This window comes from Albirhodobacter sp. R86504 (assembly GCF_042466415.1).
Classification (GTDB): Bacteria; Pseudomonadota; Alphaproteobacteria; order Rhodobacterales; family Rhodobacteraceae; genus Albirhodobacter.
Genome location: NZ_JAXHCH010000002.1, coordinates 1 through 21350, shown reverse-complemented (window position 1 = coordinate 21350; position 21350 = coordinate 1). Strand labels below are relative to the sequence as shown.

The window sequence follows — 21350 nt, the reverse complement described above, 5'->3', positions numbered from 1 at the left end:
ATATGACATGCGATCAGGGCGGATGGATATGCGCCCTGATCCTCTCACCGCCCTCGCATCAGCGCGCCCACGCGTCCGGCGCGGCGCTCTCTCAAGCGCCCGACCTCAAGCGCCCGACGTATCGCGCCAGCGGTTCACCATGGGGTAGCGTCGATCGAGCCAGAAGGCGCGCGTCGTCAAACGCGGGCCAGGCGCCGACTGGAACCGCTTCCACTCCGAGATATAGAGAAGGTGCTCGATCCGTTTCACGGTCGGGCGATCAAATCCGGCTGCGACGATTTCCGCGACGGATTGCTCCTGCTCGACCAACCGTTCCAAAATATCATCTAGCACCTCGTAAGGCGGCAGGCTGTCTTGGTCCTTTTGATCAGGGCGCAGTTCCGCCGATGGTGGCTTGTCGATAATCGACACCGGAATGACCTCGCCCGCAGGGGCTTTCATCCACGGACGATGGTTTGCATTGCGCCAGCGGCAGGTCTCAAACACGCGGGTTTTATAGAGATCCTTGAGGGGGTTATACCCGCCGGACATATCGCCGTAGATCGTACAATATCCCACAGCCACTTCGGATTTATTGCCCGTTGTCAGAAGCATCGCCCCGAACTTATTTGACAGCGCCATCAGCATCACCCCGCGAAGCCGCGACTGGATGTTTTCTTCGGTCACATCAGGCTTGGTGCCCACCATCAGATGCGCCAGCGCGCCCTCCACCGCGTCACGCGCGCTCTCGATCGAGACGGTGTCAAGACGCGTGCCAAGACGGCCCGCGATATCTGCGGCATCGTCGAGCGAGCTTTGCGAGGTATATTCAGAGGGCAACATCACGCAATGCACGTTCTCGGGGCCCATCGCATCCGCCGCAATTGTCGCGACAAGCGCAGAGTCGATCCCGCCCGAAAGGCCAAGGATCACTCTCGAAAATCCGCTTTTGGCCAGATAATCGTGCAGCCCCATCACCATCGCCCGGTAGTCTTGCTCCCATGCGTCAGGTTGCTTGACGATCCGTGACGGCACGATCTCCCAACCCGCATCCCCACGCGCCAAGTCTACGTGCTCAATCACCTCGTCGAACGCCTCAAGCTGCATCGCGAGCGCGCCGCCACGGTTGAGCGCGAAGCTCGCGCCGTCAAAGAGCTGATCATCCTGCCCGCCAACCGCGTTGAGATAAATTGCGGGCAAGCCGGTCTCAACAACCCGCGCGACGACGACATTCATCCGCAGATCAAGCTTCTCGCGCCGATAGGGCGAGCCGTTCGGGATGAGCAGGATCTCCGCCCCCGTTTCGGCCAGCGTCTCCGACACCTCGGGGTGCCATGCGTCCTCGCAGACAGGCGACCCGATGCGCAAAGGTCCAATTTTATACGGGCCGGAAATAGGGCCGCTGTCGAACAGGCGCTCCTCGTCGAACACATCGTCATTGGGCAGGTTGTGCTTGAGCAGCCGCGTAGTAACCTTGCCACCTTCCAAAATCCAGTAAGCGTTAAAAAGCTTGCCGTCTTGCGCAAACGGCCCGCCGATCCCCATGGCCGGCCCGTCCGCGCAGCGTAGGGCCAGCGCCTCGATCATCGCCATTGCATCCGCGGTGAACTGGGGCTTCATCACCAGATCCTGTGTCTGATAGCCCGTCACGAACATTTCCGGCAGGGCCACCATCTGCGCGCCCGCCGCGCGCCCCGCTTCCCATGCCGCGAAGGCCTTATCGGCATTGGCTTGCAACGCGCCGACGGTGGGGTTGAGCTGTGCAAGTGTGAGGCGGAAGGTATCGGCCATGACGGTCTCCGTGGAAAACTTGAGCCAGACATAGCAGATAGGGCGGCGAGGGAAAGGTTCGCTGCGCGTTTTGCGCCCGCCCCCCTGCGCGGTAAGGCGCGAACATGAACCTCATGCACTGCGCGCGCGACCGTGATGGACAAAAAGTGACCGGAACGAGGAGGGGGTAGCCCCCCTACGCGGCTTGTATCAAAGGCAGGCGCGAATTAGGGTCGTGGCAGGTTTCGCGCGCGTTCAGCTGCGCAACAAAGGCTTAGGGCGGGTTTGGATCACTCAATGACGATGACGAAGGCACTGTTTGTGGCACTCAAAGCGGGCAGCATCGCGCCGGTTCTGGCCCTCACCCTGACGCAGACCGTCTTTGCGCAAGATACGCAAACCAAGCAATACGACAATGGCGGCATCTATGAAGGCACCTTCAAAGATGGCAAGCAACATGGCTCGGGCATTTACCGCCTGCCTTCGGGATATGAATATGAGGGCGAATGGGTCATGGGCGAGATCCGCGGCACGGGCCGTGCGAAATTCCCCAACGGGTCGGTCTATGAAGGGCAATTCAGCGCGGGAAAACCCGACGGCAAAGGCAAAATCACCTTTGCAGACGGCGGCACCTATGAGGGCGATTGGGTCGCGGGGCAAATCACCGGCACCGGCACCGCGCAATACGCCAATGGCACGCGCTATACCGGCACATTCACCGGCGCATTGCACGACGGGCGCGGGGTTATGGAAAGCGCGAATGGCTACCGCTACGAGGGGGATTGGGTGCAAGGCGCCAAGCAAGGCACCGGCAAAATCACCTATCACGACGGCGGCCAGTATGAAGGCGATATGCGCAACGGCGAGCGCGACGGTATCGGCAAGCTGACACTCACCGATGGCACGACCTATCAGGGGGCGTGGCAGGGCGGCCAGATGAATGGCGAGGGCGTTTTGACCCAGCCGAGCGGAGATATTTACGCCGGTTTGATGGTGAATGGAAAGCGCGAAGGCAAAGGCACCGTGACCTACGCCAATGGCGATACCTATGTGGGCGATTTCTTGAATGATCGCCGCCACGGAACTGGCGTGTTCACCGGCACGGACGGCTACGTCTATGAAGGGGACTGGGTCGAAGGCAGGATCGAGGGCACCGGCCGCGTGCGCTATCCTGATGGCGCAGTCTACATCGGCAGCTTCGCGGCGGATCTGCCCGAGGGCACCGGCAAAATCACCTATCCCGATCAAGCAACCTATGAGGGCGAATGGCTTGCCGGCGTGATCGAAGGGCAAGGAATTGCGAGCTACGCGAACGGGCTTGTCTATGAGGGCCAATTCGTTGCCGCCAAACCCGACGGGACCGGACGGATGAGCTATCCAGACGGCTACGTCTATGAAGGAGATTGGAAAGCCGGCCAGCGCGACGGCACGGGCACCGCCACCTATGCGGACGGCACTGTCTACACCGGCGGTTTTAAAGACGGCCAACGCGCGGGCACAGGCACGATCACGATGGTCGACGGGTTCACCTATGCGGGCGAATGGCGCGATGGTGAAATCAATGGAACGGGGGCCGCGACCTACGCGAACGGCAACCGCTATGAGGGGAATTTCAGCGCGGGCAAGCGGCAGGGGCGCGGCGTGATGACCTACGCGAGCGGAGAAGTTGTCGAGGGGGAATGGCAAGAGGACAATGCCGTGACCGCGTCTGAGGATGGCGCGCCCGATGTTGCGCCCAATGTTGCGCCGTCCGACACGGCAGAACCTACGGCGGACAATCCCTCCGAGACAGCGCCTCAAACTACCCCCCAAACTGTGCCACAACCGGATGCGCCAGAGGCAACAGCGCCTGACGCATCCGACACAGCCGCGCCAGAGGAACAACGCCCTGCACCTGAAGCGCCAACCGATGCGGAACCATCAAATGCCGTCCCCGCGCCCGAAGAACAGGGCGCTCTTACCCCTTCCGACGCGGCGCAACCGGTAACTTCGGGCGCGGCGCCAGCACGAGACCAGGCACCCGATCCAAGCGAAGCAGCCCCTGCGCCTAACGCGGCGGACCCAAAGCCCTTGCCTCGCGTCATTCGACACAGCGGATTTGGGCAAACGGGCCTTGATCCGGTCGCCGCGAAGGCCGCCGCCGAGGAAGCCGCCGCCGCCGCAAGCCCGCCGCCCCCTTCCGAGGACGGGATCATCACTGTCGCGCCGAGCGCTATTCCAGAGGGGGCAGCGCGCGCGACAACGATCTCGCCGCAATCACAAGAGCAGGCTCCGGCGCCTGGCGAGATCCCCCTCATGCGGGCCTTGCAATAAGTTTGATGCCCGCTCGCGCAATGGCCAAACCGTCCCGCGGGGCAGGATCAGGTTACTTCCTGACCCGCGCGCGAAGTTTTTGGCTTTCCTCCGCGCGAATCGTGGCTATAGTCCACCCCATGAAACAGATTTGCCCCCTTCCCCATGCACAAGCTGCGGCCCCTGCCGCCGCGGGTCTTTGCATGGCGCAAGCCGGCCTCTTGCTTCTTAGCTGCCTCTGAGCGTGCCTTCGGGCGCGACCGCTCGGAGGTATCAAGCGCCCAAAGCTCCCACCCCGAGCGACGATGCTTTCAGGCCGATGCCTTGCTGGCATTCGGGGCCCAACACAGCTAAGACATACGAAAGTTTCAAATAATGGCAAATCCGATGACCGACAAATCCCGCGTTCTGATCTTTGACACCACCCTGCGCGATGGCGAACAATCGCCGGGTGCAACAATGACCCACGCAGAGAAGCTCGAAATTGCGATGCTGCTCGATGATATGGGCGTGGATATTATCGAGGCCGGTTTCCCGATTGCCTCCGAGGGAGACTTCGAGGCGGTCTCCGAGATCGCGAAACGCTCCAAAAACTCGATCATTTGCGGGCTTTCGCGGGCGAATTTCAAGGATATCGATCGCTGCTGGGAGGCCGTGAAACACGCCCCAAAACCGCGCATCCACACATTCATTGGCACCTCGCCCTCGCACCGCGATATTACCAAGCTGAACCAAGAGGATATGCTCGTCCGCATCCATGAGACGGTGACCCATGCGCGCAACCTGTGCGAAGATGTCCAATGGTCGGCTATGGACGCGATCCGCACCGAGCGGGATTATCTTTGCCGCGTCGTGGAAGCCGCGATCAAGGCGGGGGCGACCACGATCAACATCCCCGATACCGTCGGCTACACCCTGCCTGATGAGAGCGCGGACATCATCCGCATGCTGTTCGAAAAGGTTCCCGGTGCGGATGATGTGATCTTCGCGACCCATTGCCACAATGACCTTGGCATGGCGACCGCGAACTCGCTCGCGGCAGTGTCGGCGGGCGCACGCCAGATTGAATGCACGATCAACGGGCTGGGCGAACGCGCGGGCAACACCGCGCTGGAAGAAGTCGTGATGGCCCTCAAAGTGCGCCGCGACCTCATGCCCTACAGCACCAAAATCGACACGACCAAGATCATGAATCTGTCGCGTCGCGTGTCACAAGTGTCGGGCTTCCCCGTGCAGTTCAACAAAGCGATCGTTGGTAAGAATGCCTTCCTGCATGAAAGCGGCATCCACCAAGACGGCGTTCTCAAAAACGTTGAGACGTTTGAAATCATGCGCCCCGCCGATATCGGGATTACCGAGACCAACATCGCGATGGGCAAACATTCGGGCCGCGCGGCGCTGCGCTCGAAGCTTGCCGATCTGGGCTATGATCTGGCCGATAACCAACTGAACGATGTGTTCGTGCGGTTCAAGGCGCTGGCCGATCGCAAGAAGGAAATATACGACGAAGATCTCGTCGCGCTGATGACCGATAGCGCCGCCAATACCGACGCCGATTTTATGCGCGTCAAATGGCTGCAAGTGATTTGCGGCTCGGACGGGCAGTCGGCAGAGCTCAAGCTGATGGTTGACGGGGTTGAGCACCACGCCAAAACCGAAGGCGACGGGCCAGTCGATGCGGCGTTCAACGCGGTCAAGGCGATCTATCCGCATAACGCACGCCTCAAGCTCTACCAAGTGCATGCCGTCACCGACGGCACGGACGCGCAGGCGACTGTCTCTGTGCGGCTGGAGGAGGATGGCCGCATCGTGACAGGCTCGGCGGCGGATACCGACACAATTCTCGCCTCGGTTAAGGCCTATGTCGGGGCACTCAATCGGCTCCTCGTGCGTCGCACGAAAACGGCACCGGATGCGGATATGAAATCGGTTAGCTTCAAAGAGTAATCTCTGCGCCAAGTTGGATACCGAATGCGGGCCTTGTTCGTCAGGGCTCGCATTTGAATTTATCCCGAAGCCTCCGGCGGGGATATTGAGAGCAACCGGAAGCGGCATCACGCCCCTCGTCCCTCCTCGTTTTGCCCGCCGGGTTAGCGACGCACCCAAGGTCATAAGATCGGCGCGACGCTTCACATTGGCGACAAGCCGCCGTCCTTGCGACATTTCTCCTTTTGTGACAGGCCGCGCACCGATATATGGGGCGGCAAACCACGGCTCGACCTGAGTCGGGGACAGCGTTGTATTTGGGACGGAAGCACAATGGCGGGATTTGGCGGGATTTTTTCCTCGGACATGGCAATTGACCTCGGCACGGCGAATACGCTCGTCTACGTCAAGGGCAAAGGCATTGTGCTGAATGAGCCTTCGGTGGTTGCCTATCACGTGAAAGACGGTCGCCGTCAGGTTTTGGCCGTTGGTGAAGACGCGAAACTGATGCTCGGCCGGACGCCCGGATCGATTGAGGCGATCCGCCCGATGCGCGATGGCGTCATCGCTGATTTCGACTCCGCCGAGGAAATGATCAAGCATTTCATCCGCAAAGTTCACAAGCGTACGACGTTCTCGAAACCCAAGATCATCGTTTGCGTGCCGCATGGCGCGACCCCTGTGGAAAAGCGCGCGATCCGTCAATCCGTTCTGTCCGCGGGCGCACGCCGCGCGGGCCTGATCGCGGAGCCGATTGCGGCCGCGATCGGGGCTGGCATGCCGATCACCGATCCCACGGGCTCGATGGTTGTCGACATCGGCGGCGGAACAACCGAGGTGGCCGTACTTTCGTTGGGCGATATCGTTTACGCGCGCTCCGTGCGTGTGGGCGGCGACCGGATGGACGAAGCCGTGATTTCCTACCTTCGTCGCAATCAGAACTTGCTCGTCGGGGAAGCCACCGCAGAGCGGATTAAAACGACCATTGGCACCGCGCGGATGCCTGATGACGGTCGCGGCGCGTCGATCCTTGTGCGCGGGCGCGACCTGTTGAACGGGGTTCCCAAGGAAATCGAGATCAACCAAGCGCAGGTCGCAGAAGCGCTCGCAGAGACCGTGCAGCAAATTTGTGATGCTGTGATGCAGGCGTTGGAGACCACACCACCGGATCTGGCGGCGGATATTGTTGACCGCGGCGTAATGTTGACGGGCGGCGGGGCTTTGCTGGGCGAGTTGGACTTGTCGTTGCGCGAGCAAACCGGCCTGTCGATTTCCATCGCGGATCAATCGCTCAACTGCGTGGCATTGGGGACAGGCAAGGCACTGGAATATGAAAAGCAGCTCCGCCATGTGATCGATTACGATAGCTGATCTCGGTCAGATCGGCTTTTACCCATGCGCGGCCCGTGTTGGGCCTTGACGCTTTGAACCGCGGGGGATGCTTTGGCGCGCGACCGTGATGATATCGACTATCTCGCTCCGGTGCGCCGGATCCTGCTCGCTCTGGTGATCGGGATTTTGGCGCTGAGCTTCGTTGTTTGGCGCATCGACAGCCCCCGCGTCGAACGTCTGCGCATGGCGTTTGTGGATCGGTTTGTGCCCAGCTTTGAATGGGCGATGGCGCCGGTGACCAATGTGATGGGCATGGTCGAAGGTTTTCAATCCTACGCGCGCATTTACAAGCAAAATCAGGAGCTTCGTCGCGAGCTTCAAGACATGAAGTCTTGGAAAGAGGCCGCCGTACAGCTTGAACAGCAAAACGCCAAGCTTTTGGCGCAGAACAAGGTTCGGCTCGACCCGAAGCTGACCTCCGTCTCGGGGGTGGTGCTTGCGGACAGCGGCTCGCCGTTCCGTCAGTCGGTTTTGCTGAACGTGGGCGCGCGTGATGGCATTCGCGATGGCTGGGCCACAATGGACGGGTTGGGGCTGGTCGGGCGAATTTCCGGCGTGGGTCAAACCACAAGCCGCGTGATATTGTTGACCGATACGTCGTCCCGCCTGCCGGTCACAATCCAACCCTCTGGACAAAAAGCGTTTTTGGCGGGGGACAACTCGTCGTTCCCGCCGCTCGATCTGATTGAGAACCCCGATCAGGTCCGCCCCGGCGACAGGGTGATTTCCTCCGGCGATGGTGGCTTGTTCCCGGCCGGCCTTCTCGTCGGGCAGGTCACGCAAGACAAGGAAAAGCGCATCCGCGTGCGTTTGTCGGCCGATTACGAACGCCTCGATTTCCTCCGCGTTTTGCGATCCCGCCCGCTTGAACGGATCGAGACCTCGGGCGCGCTCATCGTGCCGGAAGGGCGCGAACCGGATGCCCCGCAAGAGGGCGATCTTGACGGGGACGCGTCAGGCGAGCGCGCGCCGCAGACCGATGATAGCGACAGCTCCGCAGCCGGAGACGACCAGAATGGTTGACCCCGTCACCCGCGCAAAACTCTGGCATCGGGTGTTGTTTGTGGCCATTGCGGCCGTGGTTTTGTTGATACGGCTATTGCCGATTTCGCCCGCCTCCGCTGGCTTCGCCGGCCCCGACATAACCCTTGCCCTCATCCTTGCTTGGGTGTTGCGTCGGCCGGAATACGTTCCGGCGGCACTGATCCTGCTGGTCGTGGTCACGGAAGATCTCTTGTTTCAGCGCCCGCCCGGTTTATGGCCGTTAATCGTTCTTGCCACGACGGAGTCCTTGCGCAAACGTGAGGACGGTTTCCGCGCGCTTCCCTTTGCCTTTGAGTTCGGGCTGGTTACGCTTACGCTTCTTGCGATGCTGGCGGTTCAGCGAGTCGTGTTGTTCGTCACGGTCGTGCCACAGCCGCCGTTAGGGGCGGAGCTTTTGCATATGCTCTACACGCTTGCGATCTATCCCGTGGTGGTCGTGGCATCTGCCCTGTTTTTGGGGCTCAAGCGCCCCGCACCGGGGCAAGTGGATGAATTGGGACACCGGCTATGAGACGTTCACCCAAAGACGCGATTGAAAGCACCCGCAAAATCACCCGCCGCGGCTTGATGCTGGGCGGATTGCAGGCCGCGATGGTGACCACGCTCGCGCTCCGAATGCGGTCATTGCAGCTTGAGCAAGCGGATCAGTTCCGGCTTCTAGCCGATGGTAACACCGTCAAAATACGCCTTATCCCGCCCGCACGCGGCCTGATTTTTGATCGGAACGGCATTCCGATTGCGGAGAACATGCAAAACTACCGCGTCACGATCACCCGCGACGAAGCGCATGACGTGCCTCAGGTTTTGGCGGATCTCAAGAAGCTGATCGCGCTGAGCGATAGCGAGGTCGAAGACCTGCTCCGCACGATCCAGCGTTCGGGGCCGAGCACACCGGTGATTATCCGCGACCGCTTGAGCTGGGACGACCTGTCGAAAATCGCCGTCAACACCCCTGCCCTACCCGGGGTGGAGCCCGTGGTTGGCTTATCGCGTGCCTATCCGCGGGGCGAGGATTTTGCCCATGTCATCGGCTATGTTGGCTCGGTGTCGGATTATGATCTGTCTAAACTGGAGAACCCCGATCCGCTTTTGAAAGAGCCGAAGGCGCAAATGGGTAAATCCGGCGTGGAGTCGAAGTTTGAACAGGAGTTGCGCGGAACGGCCGGCGCACGGCGCGTGGAGGTGAATTCCGCGGGTCGGATTATGCGCGAGTTGGGCCGCACCGAGGCAGGGCCGGGCGAGAACTTGCGCCTGACGATTGACTACCGGCTTCAGAACTACGCGTTGAAACGCCTTGGCGATGAAAGTGCTGCGGCGGTCGTGATCGATGTTCGGAACGGCGACATTATGGCGATTGCCTCCGCCCCATCCTTCGACCCCAACCTCTTTGCACAGGGTATTTCCGTCAAGGATTACAAAATATTGCTGGAAGACGATCACCGTCCGCTCGCAGATAAATCCGTTCAAGGAACCTATCCTCCCGGGTCGACCTATAAGATGGTCACGGCGCTTGCCGCCCTGGAAGCCGGGCTCATCACGCCCGGCGAGAAGATACGTTGCCCCGGATATCACGAAGTCGGCGGTACGCGGTTCCACTGCTGGAAACGCGCAGGCCATGGGCCCGTCAACTTGGTGCAATCGCTGGAGCAGTCGTGCGACGTTTACTATTACGAATTGTCGCAGCGTGTCGGGATTGAGAAAATGTCCGAGATGGCGCGGCGCCTTGGCTGCGGCATCCGTCACGATATTCCCATGTCGGCTGTTGCGGAGGGGCTCGCCCCCACGAAGGAATGGAAGGCAGAGCGCTTCGCCAATGACACCAGCGGCCAGACGAAAGAATGGCGGATCGGGGATACGGTGAACGCCTCGATCGGTCAGGGGTATGTGCTGGCGTCGCCGTTGCAACTGGCGGTGATGACGGCGCGGATCGCAAGCGGACGCGAGGTGACGCCACGGTTGGTGCGGGCCATCGGAGATAAGGATATTCCGATTGAGCAATTCACCGAACTCGGGATCAAACCTGAAAATCTGGAGGCTGTTCGCGCGGGGATGAACGCGGTCGTCAATTCGGCGCATGGCACCGCGAAAGGATCGCGCGTCGAGGCGGCCGAGTGGCGGATGGCTGGCAAAACCGGCACATCTCAAGTGCGGAACATTTCCGCCGCCGAGCGCGCGCGCGGCGTTATTTCCAACGCGGACTTACCTTGGAAGCGTCGTGACCACGCGTTGTTTGTCTCCTATGCGCCGGTGCATGACCCTCAATATGCCATCGCTCTTGTGGTTGAACATGGCGGCGGCGGCTCCTCGGTCGCGGCGCCACTTGCGCGCGATATTTTGCTCTACGCGCTTGCCGATGGTCTGCCGCCACTGGCCGCTTACCCCTCGTCGCAGCGCACGCGCGTCAAGAACATCAATTCCACCCTCGATCTGGTCGACCCTGAACAAGTGACGACCACAAAGACACGGGCATAAGGCGACGCATCCGATGAGCTACCTTGAGCATAGCCTGAAAACTGTCCCGACAGGGTGGCGCAAGCTCCTTGCGTTGAATTGGTCAGTGATTGTTTTGATCACAGCAATCGCCTCCGTCGGTTTTTTGATGCTCTACTCCGTATCAGGCGGGCGGTTGGAAACCTGGGCCGAGCCGCAGATGAAGCGCTTTGCCGTGGGGATGGTGATGATGATTGCGATCGGGATGGTCCCGATCTGGCTCTGGCGGAATGTCTCGGCACTCGCATATCTCGTCGCGCTATTACTGCTGGTGGCGGTCGATCTCGTCGGGGTGCGCGGCATGGGCGCGGAGCGGTGGCTGGAACTTGGGCCGTTGCGGATCCAGCCCTCTGAATTGATGAAAATTTCCGTCGTGATGTTTCTGGCCGCCTACTATGATTGGCTGGATGTCGACAAGGTCTCGCGGCCGCTGTGGGTTTTTGTGCCGATCATCTTCATCCTGCTGCCGGTTTTTCTGGTCTTACGACAGCCTGATCTGGGCACAGCGATCCTGTTGATGATGGGCGGCGGGGTTGTGATGTTCGCGGCGGGCGTCAGCTTGTGGTATTTCGGCACGGTCATCGCGATGGGGGTCGGGGTGATTTTTCTCGTGTTTGAATCGCGCGGCAAAGACTGGCAATTGCTCCATGATTACCAGTTTGCGCGCATCGATACCTTCCTCGATCCGATGTCGGACCCGCTCAAGGACGGCTACAACGTCATTCAGGCGCAAATTGCGCTTGGCTCTGGTGGCTGGGCGGGGCGCGGCTTTATGCAAGGCACGCAATCGCGCGGGAACTTTGTTCCGGAGAAACACACCGATTTTATCTTCACGATTTTGGCCGAAGAATTCGGCTTCGTCGGCGCGGTCTCGCTTTTAGCGCTCTACACCCTCGTCTTGGGGTTCTGTCTGTACTCCGCTCTCTCGAACAAGGATCGCTACGCCTCGCTGTTGACGATCGGGGTTGGCGCGACACTCTTTTTGTTCTTCTCGGTGAATATGTCGATGGTCATGGGCCTGATGCCCGTGGTCGGTGTTCCCTTGCCGCTGGTAAGCTATGGCGGAACGGCGATGATCATCTTGATGATGGCATTCGGACTAGTGCAATCCGCCCATGTTCACCGCCCCCGCTGATTCCGCCGATCAGCATGCGCGAAAGACTGCCGAGCGCGCCTCACGGCGGCACAGTGCGCGGAACCAGCCCTGCGTGCGCGGCGTTACTCAACGAACAATCAATGAGGCATCATGCTCACCCTTCTATACGCTGGCGCAGATGCGCAATGGCCCCTCTACGAAACCGCTTTGCCTGACGCTGTGGCCTCCCTTGGTCTCGACGCAAAGCTGACCCGCGAGGCGGACCCGAAAGATGTTGATTACATCATCTACGCACCCAACGGCCCGATCAGTGATTTTACCCCCTTCGAGAACGCCAAAGCGGTTTTGAGCCTTTGGGCGGGGGTCGAGAAAATCGTCGGGAACGAAACCCTGACACAACCGCTTTGCCGGATGGTCGATCGTGGCCTTGCGGAAGGAATGGTTGAATATGTGCTAGGCCATGTCCTCCGCGGCCATCTTGGAATGGATCGGCATCTCCTAAATCCCGACGCGAAATGGGAGCAGATAGCGCCGCCGCTTGCCCGTGATCGCAAGCTCGTCGTTCTCGGACTGGGGGAGTTGGGGACGGCTTGCGCAAGGATGCTCAAAGCCATCAACTTCAATGTCCACGGCTGGTCGCGCAGCGAGAAAACGGCCGCGCGCTCCGGGGATCTCGACGCGTTGCAAGGCGTCATCTTGCATCACGGACCGGACGGGTTGGAAACGGGGTTGCAAGGGGCGGATATCGTCGTCACTTTGCTCCCCGATACGCACGAAACCCTTGATTTGATGAATGCCGAGCGCCTCGCCCTGCTTGCACCGGGCGCGCATCTGATCAATCCGGGTCGCGGGGTGCTTGTTGATGACACGGCGCTTTTAGCGGCGCTAGACAGTGGCCAGATCGGGCATGCGACACTTGATGTATTCCGCACGGAACCTTTGCCGCCCGAGCATCCCTATTGGAGCGATCCGAAGGTCACCGTCACACCCCATATCGCCGCAGAAACGCGCGTGGAGAGCGCCTCGGAAGTTATTGCGCAGAATATACGACGCTTTGAGGCAGGCGAACCGCCTCTCTATCTGGTTGATCGCGCGCTGGGATATTGACGCCGCCACCAGCGCCATGAAAACACGTAAAAGTTGAAAAAGTGATGGTTTGAATAACGGGCGCGCCGCCATAAAGGCGCGCCCGAATTCGTTTTAACGCAAGATCGGGGGTTTGGTCGGGTCCATACCGGGGGCCTTGTGCTCCACGATCTGTGCGGTCTCCTCCTCCCGTTCGGGGATCACCAAAACCAACGCTTTCGCCAGCAGATCATCCGCGCCGCTATCATCGGGCGAGATGAAAATGACATCCAACTCCCCCGCTTCAATGCCCGAAAACATCAAAGCTTCCGACATCGCCTTCGCGAGACCTGCCTCGGAGCTTTCATGCGCCCCCAAAATAGCAAGGACATGGCCGCGACGCCCTCCCTCATAGGTCACCCCTGCGAGCAAGGCGTGGGTGGCGAGACCGCGCAATGTCTCGAATTTCGCGTCGAAGGCCGGCATCAACGAGGCCAAAATAGCCGGCGGCAGGGCCGGCGCGTGGAACGCTGTAATCCGTGCTTCTTCCGGTTCGGGCTGATGGGTGAGCGTATTGGCCAACCATTCCAGCGCCTCGGGCGGCAAAAGCATCGCGCTTTGCGCCACATCCAGATTGATGCCGAGCCCGGTGTTCTCACCAATCAAGGATTGCGCAATCACCCGCCCCGGCAGAGCGGCATAGGGAACCGGCCCCTGCGCGAAGGCGGACAGGCGTTCTTCTTGATCGAAAGCGAGAATGAAATCGCCCTCCTCCGTCTCGAAGGTCTGCGGGATGATCGCCTCTCCGACGGGCTCCGCTTCCAGCAGAATGAAGAGTTCGGTATCCGCGAGACGGCTGAACAGCGCGAGGCGCAGCGCGTCATTCTCCGGGTCGGCCTCCATCGCCGCATGCGCGATATCGAACGGTGTCAGCGTCAAAGAGGGCGGTGTTGAAAGGCTCATCATAGGCTCCGCTGCGTGAATAGGCGAGGTCTGACCTAGTTTGCACGCCCCCCTGAGGCAAGGGAAAAGCCCAGATCACATCGCAGACGCCTCCGACAACGCTGGCCCCAGACGGAAACAATAGCCCGCCAGATATGGCATAAGGAGGCATTCCGACATAATATCGCCCCAATGAACCGATAGTGAGCAAGGCGTTAACCCTTGCCGTGTCACCTTCTTGCCATCATGGCACGGGAAACCTGTAGCGATCGGAACCGGAGCGAATGCTCGAATTCGAGAATGTCAGCAAGTCCTTCTGGACGGGAAAGCAGCGCAAGGTGATCCTTGATCGCGCCTCGTTCCGCGTTGAGCTTGGCAATTCTCTCGGCATTCTGGCGCCCAACGGCACAGGAAAAACGACCCTTATCAATATGATGGCGGGTCTGGAAAAGCCCGATGAGGGCACCATCCACCGCGGGTGCCGCGTCTCTTTTCCGCTTGGGTTCATGGGCGGCGTCGTCAATAAACACACCGCCCGCGAAAACTCGCGTTTTATTGCGCGGCTCTACGGACTCGATCCTGACTATGTTGAAGCCTTTTGCCGCTGGCTTTGCGGAATTGCGGAATATTTTGACATGCCGGTGGGCACCTATTCGCAAGGGATGCGGGCACGGTTTACCTTTGCGCTCCTGCTGGCGCTCGAATTCGATATCTACTTGATCGATGAGGGCATGCCTTCAACGACGGATGTAGAATTCAACCGAAAGGCCGGCGCGATTTTACGAGACCGGCTGAAGGAGGCCACGGTGATCGTCGTCTCCCACCAAGCGCAAACGCTTGAAAAATTCTGCCGCACGGCCGCAGTTTTACACGCAGGCCGGCTGCATATGTTTGACACTCTGGAAGAAGCGAAGCGGATGTATGACTACAACACTCAAGGCTAGAAAATACCGCATTCGTCGCGCCAATCCTGTGATCGGGATGATGGAGGGGGCCGCAAAGCCCGCCGCCCAAGACCCAGCGCCCCAACGGCCTGATCCCGCGCGCGCGCAAGATCCCGGCGCGTCCCTTACCGGCCGCAGCGACGGCTCGCAGCTGTTTGAGGCCAACGAGGACGGGTTCGAATCGCTTGGCATCAAATCCGCGGGCAAACAACTTGCGCCCGAGGGGGCGGCGGTCATTGCGCCTAACGAGGTCAGCTCGGAAGACGAAATCGCGGCAATCCGCGCCGAGGGTTTGACGGGGCGCCAGCTGCGCATGGCGCGGCGGATCGCCCAGCGCCACCAGATTCAGGCGACATCCGATTTCGACGCCGTACGCCAACTGCGCCGAGCAGGGATTGACCCGTTCGACAAGGGCGCGATCGCGTCGATGCTCTCGCCTGATGCCCTGCCCGCCGCATCTGGCGGCGATGGCGTCACGCGCGCGCTCGCAAAGATTGACGGCGCGGGCGCCGATACGCGCGTGCAATTACCGCAAACGATGTCGGCAAACGCGAACTTGCCCGCGCCGAATGTGACGCCGACCGATGATCATCGCGCCTATGAGATCATGAATATCCAGCGTGATATCGCACGCCGTCGCCGCCGCAAACTCGCGCTCTTGTTCACACGATTGGCGTTCTTCGTGTTCCTCCCGACAATCGTAGCGGGTTATTATTTCTACGCGATGGCGACGCCGCTCTACGCGACCAAAACTGAATTTGTTATTCAGCAGGCAGATGCGGCAGGAACCGGCGGATTGGGCGGCCTATTCTCGGGAACGCAGCTGGCGACAAGTCAGGATTCGATCACCGTTCAGTCTTATCTGCAATCGCGGGATGCGATGCTGCGGCTTGATCGCGATATCGGCTACAAGTCGCATTTCTCGCAAGACTGGATCGACCCGATGCAGCGCCTCAAGCCCGAAAGCACGAATGAGGCCGCGTATAAGCTATTTAAAGACAACACAAAAATCGGATATGACCCTTCCGAGGGGATCATTAAGATGGAGGTTGTCGCCGCCGATCCGGAAGTCTCCGTCGAATTCTCGCAGGCGCTCATCTCCTACGCGGAAGAGCAGGTAGACCAACTCACCCAACGCTTGCGCGAGGATCAGATGCAGGGCGCGCGTGAGAGCTATTCCGATGCGGAAGCAAAAGTTCTGGCCGCGCAACAGGCTGTTTTGGAACTGCAAGAACAGATGGGTGTTCTCGACCCTGTCACCGAAACCCAATCCATCATGACGCAAATCGGCACGTTTGAAATCCAACTGCAAGCCAAGCGACTGAGCTTGCAGCAGCTTTTGGATAACGCCCAGCCCAATCAGGCGCGCGTCGATGGCACACGTGGCGATATCTCCCGTCTTGAAGCGTTGATCGCAGAGCTTCGCTCGGGCCTAACGCAAGGCATCGGTGGCAACTCCTCCCTCGCATCCGTGACGGGTAAGTTGCGCATCGCGGAGGCGGATCTGCAAACGCGCCAATTGATGTTGTCGCAAGCCGCTCAACAGCTTGAGACGGCGCGCATCGAGGCCAACAAGCAGGTGCGCTACCTGTCGATGGGGGTGAGCCCCGTCGCGCCGGACGAGCCGACCTACCCGCGTAAATTTGAGAATACCTTGCTGGCGTTCCTGATCTTTTCCGGTATCTATCTGATGCTATCGCTCACCGCGTCGATCCTACGCGAACAGGTTTCGGCCTGAGGCAAGATAGAGAGCATCGCTCTGCCTGCCCCTTTTGGGGTGGGCGTTTTTGAAAAGGAAGCCCCATGAAAGACGTCAAGATCGGCGCTTTGACCCTGAGCAACGCACGCCCCCTCGCGGTCATCGCCGGCCCGTGCCAGCTCGAAAGCTTCGACCACGCCATGATGATCGCGGAGGCCATGAAAACGGCCTGCGCAGACGCAGGTGCGCAATTCATTTTTAAAGGTAGCTTCGATAAAGCCAATCGCACGTCGCTCAACGGCAAGCGCGGTGTCGGCATCGATGCCGGCCTGAAAATTCTTGCTGACGTGCGCGATCGCCTCGGCTGTCCGGTCATTACCGACATCCACGATATCGAACAGACCCGCATCGCGGGCGAAGTCGTCGATATCTTGCAGATTCCCGCGTTTTTGTGCCGTCAGACAGATCTTCTGATTGCCGCGGGTCAGACGGGAAAAGTGATCAATATCAAGAAGGGCCAATTCCTCGCGCCTTGGGATATGGCAAATGTAGCGGATAAGGTTGCTTCCACCGGCAATCACAACATCATGCTGACCGAGCGCGGGACATCATTTGGCTACAACACGCTTGTTGCCGATATGCGCGGCCTGCCGACCATGGCGAAAACCGGTTATCCGGTTATCATGGATGCGACCCATTCCGTGCAGCAGCCAGGTGGGTTGGGCGGCGCTTCGGGCGGCCAACGCGAATTCGCACCCGTGATGGCGCGCGCGGCGGTCTCTCTGGGGATCGCGGGCGTCTTCATCGAAACCCACGAAGCGCCAGATACGGCACCCTCGGACGGGCCGAACATGATCCCGCTGGATCAGATGCCCGCTTTGGTGAAATCCTTGATGGCGTTTGATGCGCTGGCGAAGGCCGATCCAATCCGAGTCTGATCCCACCTTCACGCCCCCCGCGCGAGACATCCTCGCGCGGGGGGCGTATCTCAGATCGGGCTGAGATCGGGCCTAGGCGACTTGCCCCGCCGCCCAACCCGAAGCCCACGCCCATTGGAAGTTATATCCACCGAGCCAGCCCGTCACATCGACGACCTCCCCGATGAAATACAGGCCCGGCACGCGCTTTGCTTCCAGCGTTTTCGCGTCCAGCTCTGCCGTGGACACCCCGCCCAAGGTTACCTCCGCGGTGCGATAGCCTTCAGATCCGACCGGACGAATCTCCCACGCATGGACCTTGCTCGCGAGTTGGTCGATGACAGGGTTGGAGAGATCGGCAAGCCGCCCCGCAACCTGTGCCTCCTCGCACAAATATTGCGCCAAACGTTCAGGCAGCAACCGCGACAGCGCATTATGGATCGCGACCTTCCCTGCTTGTCCGCGCATATCCTTAAGCGCGCCGGCGATATCGGTCTGCGGGGCGAGATCGGCAACAAGTGCATCACCTTCCCGCCAGTAGCTGGAGATTTGAAGAATCGACGGCCCCGAAAGCCCGCGATGGGTAAACAAAAGCGCCTCGTCAAAGCGGGTCTTGCCGACCCCTGCCCGCGCCATAACCGAGACCCCCGCCAAGGGCGCCGTGCGCGCCAATTCCTGATCCGCGAGAGTAAGGGGGACGAGCGCCGGCCGCGTCTCTTCCAACGCGAGGCCAAATTGTTCAGCGATCTTATAACCGATCGAGGTCGCGCCCATTTTCGGGATGGATTTTCCACCCGTCGCCACGATCACGGAGGCCGCACGGACATCGCCTTCACTGGTCTCGACCGTAAAGCCATCCGCGTCTTTGCTCATGTTGTAGATTTCACAACCGAGCCACAGAACTCCGCCCGCGTCGCGCAAGTCATCCGTCAACATCGTCACGATTTGCGTTGCCTTGCCATCGCAAAACAACTGACCGAGCGTTTTCTCGTGCCAAGTGATTCCCGCGCGATCCAGCCGCGCGATGAAGGCCTCCGGCCGATGCCGCGTCAGCGCCGAAAGCGCGAATCGCGGATTTTGTGAAACGAACCGAGTTTGGCAAAGATTGCGATCCCCAGCCGAGAGATTCGTGAAATTGCAACGCCCGCCGCCCGAAATCCGGATTTTTTCGCCCGGAGCCCGCGCATGATCCACGACCAGAACACGCCGTCCGCGCCGCCCTGCCTCGATCCCCGCGTAGAGCCCAGCGGCTCCAGCACCAAGTATGATTACGTCAAAGTTTTCCATAACCCGCGCTTACGCGAGGCTTCATGACGGCACAATGAATTTTCTGCATTTTTCCCCTTGCAGCCCGCGAGCGCCTTGGCTAAACACCGCGGCAGTTGGGATGTAGCCAAGTGGTAAGGCAACTGTTTTTGGTACAGTGTACCGTAGGTTCGAATCCTACCATCCCAGCCAATTCACCCCCGTTATATCAGTGCTGCGCCTCAGGGCGTCACTCAAAGAACGCTACCGGCAAGCGCCGCGCTTAGGGTTGCTTTCATCTCGTGAACCGCGCTTTAGACCGATCCATTCGAGGGATCTCGCCGCGCGTGTCGGCGGATAGGTAAGCGCCCCCTGAACGAAGGCGCTACTGGTTCACATCGCGCATCACCCTCCCCTTCGGGGCGATCGAATGTTCGCCTCAATCCTCGGGGACGAAACCACACCATCCCCGCAAAGGCAGATCGCCGTCGGCCACCGTCCGTGCGCCCTCCACCGGGGGCTCGTCGAACAGCTCAAAAACTTGGCCCGCGCGACGTAAAAAGCTGACATTGACTGCGCCAAGCTGGTGACGCGCCACGCAGACCGCGCCCATCGATTCGAGCGTTGCCTCAAACGGCGCCAGCGTTGCCACGCGAAGGCCAAAGTGATCGAGCCCATGTGCGCGCCCGCCACCGCCACGCAGCGTACAAAATTCGAGCGGCCAGTCTTCCGGCGCATCGAAGAAAACATACCGCACACCGGTTTCCCAAAACTCCTCGATCTCGCGCGGGCCCTCGGGAGTGACCCGTGAAAACTTCGTTGGCATTTGCGCCAGAACTGGCCCCAAATCAGGAACTTTCAGCGCCAGATGATCCATCCGGAGTGGCAAAAAGCCGGAAAGACCCTCGGCGCCATCGCTCACGAGCACGGTGAGGTCTCCGTAGCCGACGCGCCCCTGCCCGAGATCTTTGAACCCGAACGCCTCACACAGCTGCGCTATCCCCGCCTCGGGGTCCGCCAAAGCGAGAACGGGCAACAACTTGGCTTGCCTGTCCGCCTGATGAGCTCCGCCCTCTTGACCCGTATTCATCGTCCACTCGCCCCTATAGTCAAAGCGCAAACCGTTCACGCCCGATATTATGCTCTCCTAGCCGTGCGCCACGCCAGAGCAAAGCCCCACCACGCCAGTTGCACGAACTGCGCGCCCGCGCTACCCATAGCCAAGCAACGGAGAGCCCCATGACCAAAACCGCCCTTATCACCGGAGCCGCAGGCTTCATCGGTTCCGCGATTTCGCATGTTTTGCTCGTGGAGGGATGGCGGGTTATCGGCCTCGATGCGATGACGGATTACTACGACGTGAGCCTGAAAGAGGCGCGCGAGGACAAGCTTACCGCTCATCCAAACTATCGGTCGATCCACGGTAAAGTTGAGGATGAGGGCCGTCTGATGGCGCTTTTCGAACAGGAGCGCCCCGATGTCGTCATCCATCTCGCCGCGCAAGCCGGCGTTCGGTATTCGATCGACAATCCGCGCTCCTATCTCGAAAGCAACATGATCGGCACTTACGAGTTGCTCGAGGCCGCACGCGCCTATCCGCCCGCGCATATGCTTTTGGCATCGACCTCCTCGGCTTACGGCGCGAATACCGTGATGCCTTACGTTGAGACAGCGCGCGCGGATCACCAGATGTCGTTCTATGCGGCCACCAAGAAGGCGACGGAAGCGATGGCGCATTCCTATGCCCATCTCTACGAATTGCCGGTGACGATGTTCCGGTTCTTCACCGTTTACGGGCCTTGGGGGCGGCCGGATATGGCGTTGTTCAAATTCACCAAGGCGATTTTGAACGGCGATCCGATCGATGTGTATAATCACGGCGATATGAAACGGGACTTTACCTATATTGACGATCTCGTGCGCGCGATCCGCCTGTTGATCGACGCGGCGCCTGCGCGGCTAGACGCGGTGCCTGAGGGCGATAGCCTGTCGCCTGTTGCTCCATTCCGCGTGGTCAATATCGGCAATTCCGAACCGGTGCAGCTGCTCGCGTTTATTGAGGCGATCGAGGCCGCAACGGGGCTTAGTGCGCAAAAGAACATGATGCCAATGCAGGCGGGGGATGTGCCTGCGACTTGGGCCGATGCGCGTTTGCTCACGAGCCTGACGGGGTATGCGCCCAAGACGCAAGTCAAGGAAGGCGTGGCAAAGTTCGTGGAATGGTACCGCGCCTATTACAACGCCTGAACGGCCACCATAAACTGGCTCGGCTGGGTGTCGTTGCGTGGCATCGGTTTCACATCAAGGCCTTAATCTCGCCCAATCTCAACGTCACAACGGCGCGGTAGCCGCGCGACGCGTAGGCATTTCATCATCGCCGGTGCTTTGTCACATGCGCGCCCAACAGGACACATCCTATGATCCAAGCTGCTCAATCTCCCGTACTTATCCTCGGCGCGCGATCCGATATGGCGCGCGCCACTGCCCGTGCGTTTGCCGCGAAAGGCCATCCGATCCAGCTGGCCGCGCGCAATGCGGCAGGCTTGGCA

16 protein-coding genes and 1 tRNA gene are annotated in these 21350 nt (G+C 60.1%); 13 read left to right on the top strand and 4 right to left on the bottom strand.

Annotated features, from left to right (window positions below; genetic code table 11):
* Positions 1–105 precede the first annotated feature (105 nt).
* A complete protein-coding gene (locus SJY32_RS02175) occupies positions 106–1770 on the bottom strand; it encodes an NAD+ synthase (RefSeq protein ID WP_376871082.1) in 1665 nt (554 codons plus the stop codon).
* Positions 1771–2052: 282 nt separating this feature from the next.
* On the opposite strand from SJY32_RS02175, the gene SJY32_RS02170 reads away from it, so the two are divergent.
* The 8 genes from SJY32_RS02170 to SJY32_RS02135 all read left to right on the top strand — a co-directional run bounded on the left by SJY32_RS02170 (position 2053) and on the right by SJY32_RS02135 (position 13096).
* Complete coding sequence (locus tag SJY32_RS02170) at positions 2053–4062, top strand: 2-isopropylmalate synthase (RefSeq protein ID WP_376877516.1); 2010 nt, start codon at positions 2053–2055, stop codon at positions 4060–4062.
* 366 nt (positions 4063–4428) lie between these two features.
* The gene (locus SJY32_RS02165) at positions 4429–5988 is read left to right on the top strand and encodes a 2-isopropylmalate synthase (RefSeq protein WP_376871080.1); all 1560 of its coding nucleotides are present in this window, start codon (positions 4429–4431) and stop codon (positions 5986–5988) included.
* Between the two features lie 312 nt (positions 5989–6300).
* A complete protein-coding gene (locus tag SJY32_RS02160; RefSeq protein WP_376871078.1) occupies positions 6301–7338 on the top strand; it encodes a rod shape-determining protein in 1038 nt (345 codons plus the stop codon).
* A gap of 72 nt (positions 7339–7410) precedes the next feature.
* The gene (gene mreC, locus SJY32_RS02155; protein WP_376871076.1) at positions 7411–8382 is read left to right on the top strand and encodes a rod shape-determining protein MreC; all 972 of its coding nucleotides are present in this window, start codon (positions 7411–7413) and stop codon (positions 8380–8382) included.
* On the top strand, positions 8375–8914 hold the full coding sequence (locus SJY32_RS02150; protein ID WP_376871074.1) for a rod shape-determining protein MreD: 540 nt from the start codon (positions 8375–8377) through the stop codon (positions 8912–8914). The genes mreC and SJY32_RS02150 overlap by 8 nt, the downstream gene beginning before the upstream one ends.
* Positions 8911–10875, top strand: a complete 1965-nt coding sequence (mrdA, locus tag SJY32_RS02145) for a penicillin-binding protein 2 (RefSeq protein ID WP_376871071.1) — start codon at positions 8911–8913, stop codon at positions 10873–10875. Before SJY32_RS02150 ends, mrdA begins: the two co-directional genes overlap by 4 nt.
* A gap of 13 nt (positions 10876–10888) precedes the next feature.
* A complete protein-coding gene (gene rodA, locus SJY32_RS02140; protein WP_376871069.1) occupies positions 10889–12028 on the top strand; it encodes a rod shape-determining protein RodA in 1140 nt (379 codons plus the stop codon).
* A 111-nt stretch (positions 12029–12139) separates the two neighbouring features.
* A complete protein-coding gene (locus tag SJY32_RS02135) occupies positions 12140–13096 on the top strand; it encodes a 2-hydroxyacid dehydrogenase (RefSeq protein ID WP_376871067.1) in 957 nt (318 codons plus the stop codon).
* A 93-nt stretch (positions 13097–13189) separates the two neighbouring features.
* On the opposite strand, the gene SJY32_RS02130 is transcribed toward SJY32_RS02135, so the two are convergent.
* Entirely contained in the window at positions 13190–14017 is an 828-nt protein-coding gene (locus SJY32_RS02130; RefSeq protein ID WP_376871065.1) for an SseB family protein, read from the bottom strand.
* Between the two features lie 263 nt (positions 14018–14280).
* Between SJY32_RS02130 and SJY32_RS02125 the strand changes: the two genes are divergently transcribed.
* The 3 genes from SJY32_RS02125 (at position 14281) to kdsA (ending at position 17577) form a co-directional block, all read left to right on the top strand.
* Complete coding sequence (locus SJY32_RS02125) at positions 14281–14940, top strand: ABC transporter ATP-binding protein (protein WP_376871063.1); 660 nt, start codon at positions 14281–14283, stop codon at positions 14938–14940.
* Complete coding sequence (locus tag SJY32_RS02120; protein ID WP_376871060.1) at positions 14918–16678, top strand: capsule biosynthesis protein; 1761 nt, start codon at positions 14918–14920, stop codon at positions 16676–16678. Before SJY32_RS02125 ends, SJY32_RS02120 begins: the two co-directional genes overlap by 23 nt.
* A 65-nt stretch (positions 16679–16743) precedes the next feature.
* Positions 16744–17577 (top strand): 3-deoxy-8-phosphooctulonate synthase, encoded by an 834-nt coding sequence (kdsA, locus tag SJY32_RS02115; RefSeq protein ID WP_376871057.1) that lies wholly within the window; start codon positions 16744–16746, stop codon positions 17575–17577.
* 72 nt (positions 17578–17649) lie between these two features.
* On the opposite strand, the gene SJY32_RS02110 is transcribed toward kdsA, so the two are convergent.
* On the bottom strand, positions 17650–18843 hold the full coding sequence (locus SJY32_RS02110; protein WP_376871054.1) for an NAD(P)/FAD-dependent oxidoreductase: 1194 nt from the start codon (positions 18841–18843) through the stop codon (positions 17650–17652).
* A gap of 96 nt (positions 18844–18939) precedes the next feature.
* Between SJY32_RS02110 and SJY32_RS02105 the strand changes: the two genes are divergently transcribed.
* Positions 18940–19014: transfer RNA gene (locus tag SJY32_RS02105), tRNA-Gln, on the top strand.
* Positions 19015–19240: 226 nt separating this feature from the next.
* On the opposite strand, the gene SJY32_RS02100 is transcribed toward SJY32_RS02105, so the two are convergent.
* Positions 19241–19891, bottom strand: a complete 651-nt coding sequence (locus SJY32_RS02100) for a hypothetical protein (RefSeq protein ID WP_376871051.1) — start codon at positions 19889–19891, stop codon at positions 19241–19243.
* A 149-nt stretch (positions 19892–20040) separates the two neighbouring features.
* On the opposite strand from SJY32_RS02100, the gene SJY32_RS02095 reads away from it, so the two are divergent.
* On the top strand, positions 20041–21048 hold the full coding sequence (locus SJY32_RS02095) for an NAD-dependent epimerase/dehydratase family protein (RefSeq protein WP_376871048.1): 1008 nt from the start codon (positions 20041–20043) through the stop codon (positions 21046–21048).
* Positions 21049–21350 lie beyond the last annotated feature (302 nt).

Coding starts and splice junctions, on each gene's coding strand:
- SJY32_RS02150 (WP_376871074.1), top strand. CDS start 8,375: ATGGTTGACCCCGTCACCCGCGCAAAACTCTGGCATCGGGTGTTGTTT.
- SJY32_RS02120 (WP_376871060.1), top strand. CDS start 14,918: ATGACTACAACACTCAAGGCTAGAAAATACCGCATTCGTCGCGCCAAT.
- SJY32_RS02130 (WP_376871065.1), bottom strand. CDS start 14,017: ATGAGCCTTTCAACACCGCCCTCTTTGACGCTGACACCGTTCGATATC.
- SJY32_RS02175 (WP_376871082.1), bottom strand. CDS start 1,770: ATGGCCGATACCTTCCGCCTCACACTTGCACAGCTCAACCCCACCGTC.
- rodA (WP_376871069.1), top strand. CDS start 10,889: ATGAGCTACCTTGAGCATAGCCTGAAAACTGTCCCGACAGGGTGGCGC.
- SJY32_RS02135 (WP_376871067.1), top strand. CDS start 12,140: ATGCTCACCCTTCTATACGCTGGCGCAGATGCGCAATGGCCCCTCTAC.
- kdsA (WP_376871057.1), top strand. CDS start 16,744: ATGAAAGACGTCAAGATCGGCGCTTTGACCCTGAGCAACGCACGCCCC.
- SJY32_RS02170 (WP_376877516.1), top strand. CDS start 2,053: ATGACGAAGGCACTGTTTGTGGCACTCAAAGCGGGCAGCATCGCGCCG.
- SJY32_RS02110 (WP_376871054.1), bottom strand. CDS start 18,843: ATGGAAAACTTTGACGTAATCATACTTGGTGCTGGAGCCGCTGGGCTC.
- SJY32_RS02165 (WP_376871080.1), top strand. CDS start 4,429: ATGACCGACAAATCCCGCGTTCTGATCTTTGACACCACCCTGCGCGAT.
- SJY32_RS02100 (WP_376871051.1), bottom strand. CDS start 19,891: ATGAATACGGGTCAAGAGGGCGGAGCTCATCAGGCGGACAGGCAAGCC.
- mrdA (WP_376871071.1), top strand. CDS start 8,911: ATGAGACGTTCACCCAAAGACGCGATTGAAAGCACCCGCAAAATCACC.
- SJY32_RS02160 (WP_376871078.1), top strand. CDS start 6,301: ATGGCGGGATTTGGCGGGATTTTTTCCTCGGACATGGCAATTGACCTC.
- SJY32_RS02125 (WP_376871063.1), top strand. CDS start 14,281: ATGCTCGAATTCGAGAATGTCAGCAAGTCCTTCTGGACGGGAAAGCAG.
- SJY32_RS02095 (WP_376871048.1), top strand. CDS start 20,041: ATGACCAAAACCGCCCTTATCACCGGAGCCGCAGGCTTCATCGGTTCC.